Genomic DNA, 4,034 nt, shown 5'->3' with positions numbered 1-4,034 from the left:
GGCGGCCCCCGAGCAGGCGCCCGCGCCCCCTGGAGACGAGACTTGCGGCTGGACGGCCCGCCACGTAGCGAGGAATGCCCGTGAAGCTCTCCCTCGCGACACGCATCTTCCTGGGCTACGCCGTGGTGCTCGGCACCTTCGGGCTGGTGTCCCTGTTCAGCGTGACGGAGCTCCACCGCAACCGGCTGGAGATACGGCTGGTGAGCCAGGGCTACCTCCAGCTCTCCCAGGACGCCGCGGAGTTGGAGACCTTCCACGCAACCCAAGAGAAGGACACCGAGCGCCTCATTCAAGAGGGCAACGTCGAAATCCGCCGCGCCTTCATCCGGCTGGCCCGGACCTACAACTCGCCCCTCATGACCCAGCGGCTCGCCGCCGCCCAGGCCAAGGCGCACGAGGTGCTGGCCTCCGCCCCTGACAGCGAGGTGCCCTTCATCCGGGGACTGGAGGACCGCTTCGGCGAGCTCCAAGTCCGCTACCGCGACTACGGCCGCGCCGCCGAGGCCGTCTTCACCGCCCTGGCCACGGAGAACCCGGACCGGGAGCAGGTCGCCGTCGCCACCGCCAGACTGCGGCAAGAGGAGAACGCCATCGGCCGCGAAATTCGCGTGCTGCGCGCCGCCCTCTCCAACCGCATCCGCGAGCGCGTGGACGGCGCCGAGGAGCGCGAGCGCACCACCGGCCTCTTCATCATCGGCTTCTCCGTGGGCGCCACCGCCTGGTCCGCACGCACCCTGTGCCCGATGCAAAACCTCATCCGCGGCGTGTCCCGTATCGGCCGCGGTGACTACAACGCCCAGCTCGGCGTGCGCGGCGACGACGAGGTGGCCGTCCTCGCCCGCGAGTTCGACCAGATGGCCCGCTCCCTCCAGGCCCGCGAGGCCCAGCTCAAGGCCCAGGCCGAGGCCCTCATGCGCGCCGAGCAGCTGGCCGCCGTCGGCCGCATCTCCGCCCAAATCGTCCACGAGGTGCGCAACCCCCTGTCCTCCATTGGCCTCAACCCCTACCAGATAGCGGCGCGGGCCCGAGACCGGCTGGTGGAGCCGGAGGAGTTCGGCGATATCGTCTTGATGCTGGCCACGGGCCTGATGGTGGACGACGCCATCGTCGTCATCGAGAACATCGAGCGGTTGATGGTGGAGCTGCGCCTGTCTCCCATACAGGCCGCGCGCGAGGCTCACCCCCGCGCTCAGCGCCCGGATGATGAAGCACCACGAGGGCGAGAAGTGGGTCTTCTTCCGCTGGGTGGACACCGTGCTGGACGGGACGAGGGCCCTCTACGGCCGGGGCCTGCGCAAGATGCTGCAGTATCCGGCCCTCATTCTGCTCGCCTTCCTGGTGCTCGCGGGCCTCACCAGCAAGAACGCCGTCATCATCGTGGAGTTCGCCGAGCAGCTCCGGGAGAGAGGGAAGAGTGTCATCGTGTTCATTCCCGGGCGCTACGTGCTGATGCCAGAAGCTTCTCGGCGAAGCGGGTGAGGACAAAGCGGCGCCCACGCCCGCCGCGCCCCACTGATCGCGCAGCACAGATGAGCTGAGCGACGGAGCCGCCGCAGTGGGCGAACCCTCCGCGGCGTGTCGTCCGCGGGCTGAGCGAGCGCCAGGCAGGGCAGGACGAGCGACCGCAGGGCGGAGCGGTTCGCGTGGGAGTGCATGCGCGAGGGGACACCTCGTGAGCGCAAGGCGCGCGCGGATGCCATCACCTCCGTGGCGGAGTTCATGCTGAACGAGCGGACCGCGCGCCACCCGACGGGCCCCCTCGCGCCGGGGGCGGAGTCACTCCCGGCGCTCGCTGTTCGGAAATGTCGGGACTTTTGTGGCGCCAAAACCCCCGACATTTCCGAACAGTTAGCCACCCGGCTGGCGTCCGACCCACGAGGAATGAAACGCGGTAGCCTGCTCGTGGCGTAGGCACAGAGGTCGGCGCGTCATGGGTGCGGGTGAGCCCGTCGAACAGTTGGACCCGGCGCTTGGTGAGCAGCCCGAATTGTCGCCATCGCGCACCCACTCTAGAATTCCACGACACGGGCTCCCAGCCTACGCCGCTGTCTTCAGGAGCAGGGCCAGACTGCCCCGGAAGTCCTCGCCGAGTTGGCAAGGGGCAAATTCAAGGCCAGGCGGGCGGCCCTGGTGCAGGCGTGCATGGCCGGGTGACGGACCACCACCGCGTCCTGCTCAAGCTGCACCTGGACCCGATTGACGCCTTGCAAGCGGCGCTTGAGTCGCTGGAGGCGCGGATGAGCGAAGTGCTCGAACATGCTGCGCCAGAACCTTCCCTACAAGTACCTGGGCGCTGACGACTTCGAGCGCTCCAGCAAGGCGCAGCTCGCCAAGCAGCTCCTGCGCCGCCTCGAAGACCTCGGCGTCCATGACGCACGGGTGCCGACGGCGCAGGAGGCCTGACCACCTCTTCTGCCAACCCCAACGCCTCGTTTCTCTCTAGCGAGCTGCCCAGGTGCGCCCCGGCCCTCGGGGCGCCTCGCCTCCTGGCGCAGCTCAAAAGGGCTGAGCGATGGCGTCGCCGCGGTGGGCGAGCCCTCCGGCTGCGTCGCGCGGAGAAATGGCCGCCAGGGCTGGCGGGGTGCCCTGCTGCAACCCGGAGCGGGTGCGCAGCCACCACTTGCGCAGCAGCGTGCCTTGGCCTTGCTTCATGCCAGTTCGATGGGGCTGAAGTCGGGACGGCAGGGCATCAACGCGTGCCAACGCCTCATCGGTGGCGGGGGGCTCGCACACCAGGCGCCGCGGCACCTCTTCGCCCGCCGCGTCCACCTTGCGAGGCGCACCGCTCCCACGGGACGCGCACAGACGCTGCAGGTTGCCTCGAAGCGAGCGAGGTCGCGGCGCGCCGTGGCATCGCCGAGCATGAAGCCACGGGCGATGGCGCTCTTGCCAGGCTGCGATGAAACGCTCGCGCAGGTCGAGCGACTGCGCACCGGACATGGCAGGCGATAGCTCCTCACTCAACAGCCTCCGCCTGCCCGCTTCATCCGCACGCCGCTATGAGGCCCGCGACAGGCCTGAACGGACCAATGCCCGGCTCCTCTCATAAGGGGCCGGGCCGTGGTCTTTCAAAGCGTCACAGGTCGGGCGAATTCACACCCACCCTGGAGACAGATTCAGACATCAAAGCGGAATACCACCGCCACAACCACAAGACTGAACAACCTGCTCAAGGCGATACTCAGTGCAAGACGCACCCACCGCGTTCAAGCAAACGCGATAGCTATTCCTGCCCTGAAAGACCGTTCCCGTCGTAAACCATTCACCACCAATGCGTTCCTTGCACTGCGGAGAGAAGTCATCGCACGCAGACGGAGAACCACAATCGACGAACGCTGACCATGCAGTGCAGCTTCCAAACCCGGCATTCACACACTCGTCCCAGCTCGGCGATTCGCAAGCCGCTTCCAGCGCATCTATCATGGCTGCGTCTGGAACCGGGACCTCATTGTTCAACGTCGCCTCAACCATGGAAGGGGCCCCCTCCATCGAAGACTGATCGTCAACAGGCCCACAGCCAACAAAGACAGCCATCATCGCCGAAACCGCAAGCGCTCCAAACATCTTCATATACAGTATCCTCTCGGGCCCCGCCGCCAAGAGCCAAGTCAATGACCCATCACCGCTAAGTCACGGGCCGGTGTCTTTCCATCCAGGGATGCGGCGTCCTATTCCCTCAAGAGTCCCCAAACCCAATTCGCATCTTCCCGAGCAACTCACAACAAATATCTCCAAAACAAATCTAAACAAACATCCATCACTCCACGCAAACCACACGCAAAACAGGCGTAATTATCCAACCAGACAGCATCTACGTTCGCCAATTCCCTCGCCACAAGCGCAACAGACAGCCCACGCCGCGCCTCTTGCAATACCGCCGTGACCTCTCCAAGAGCGCGGCGCCTTCACCGTCAGGGATGAGGAAGTTGCGCGGCGCGCACGAGGCCCCTGCCCCCGGGAGGCTCCGTGCGTCAAAGACGGGTACCCGGCAGGCCCCTGGGGTACGCTGAAACCCACCGGAGGTACCCCCCTCC

At 66.5% G+C, this 4,034-nt stretch carries 4 protein-coding genes; 2 read left to right on the top strand and 2 right to left on the bottom strand.

Annotation, left to right across the window (positions count from 1 at the left end; translation table 11 throughout):
- Positions 1-74 precede the first annotated feature (74 nt).
- Positions 75-1,538, top strand: coding sequence for an efflux RND transporter permease subunit (locus tag HV826_RS37770; RefSeq protein WP_255217591.1), 1,464 nt, complete (start codon positions 75-77; stop codon positions 1,536-1,538).
- A 718-nt stretch (positions 1,539-2,256) separates the two neighbouring features.
- Complete coding sequence (locus tag HV826_RS36030; protein ID WP_176421531.1) at positions 2,257-2,403, top strand: hypothetical protein; 147 nt, start codon at positions 2,257-2,259, stop codon at positions 2,401-2,403.
- 93 nt (positions 2,404-2,496) lie between these two features.
- Here the strand turns inward: HV826_RS36030 and HV826_RS36025 are convergent, their stop codons facing one another.
- Entirely contained in the window at positions 2,497-2,940 is a 444-nt protein-coding gene (locus HV826_RS36025) for a hypothetical protein (protein WP_176421530.1), read from the bottom strand.
- Positions 2,941-3,123: 183 nt separating this feature from the next.
- Positions 3,124-3,570 (bottom strand): hypothetical protein, encoded by a 447-nt coding sequence (locus HV826_RS36020; RefSeq protein ID WP_176421529.1) that lies wholly within the window; start codon positions 3,568-3,570, stop codon positions 3,124-3,126.
- Positions 3,571-4,034: the final 464 nt, after the last annotated feature.

This window comes from Myxococcus sp. AM010 (assembly GCF_013372585.1).
GTDB lineage: Bacteria > Myxococcota > Myxococcia > Myxococcales > Myxococcaceae > Myxococcus > Myxococcus vastator.
This window is presented reverse-complemented; position numbering and strand designations above follow the sequence as displayed.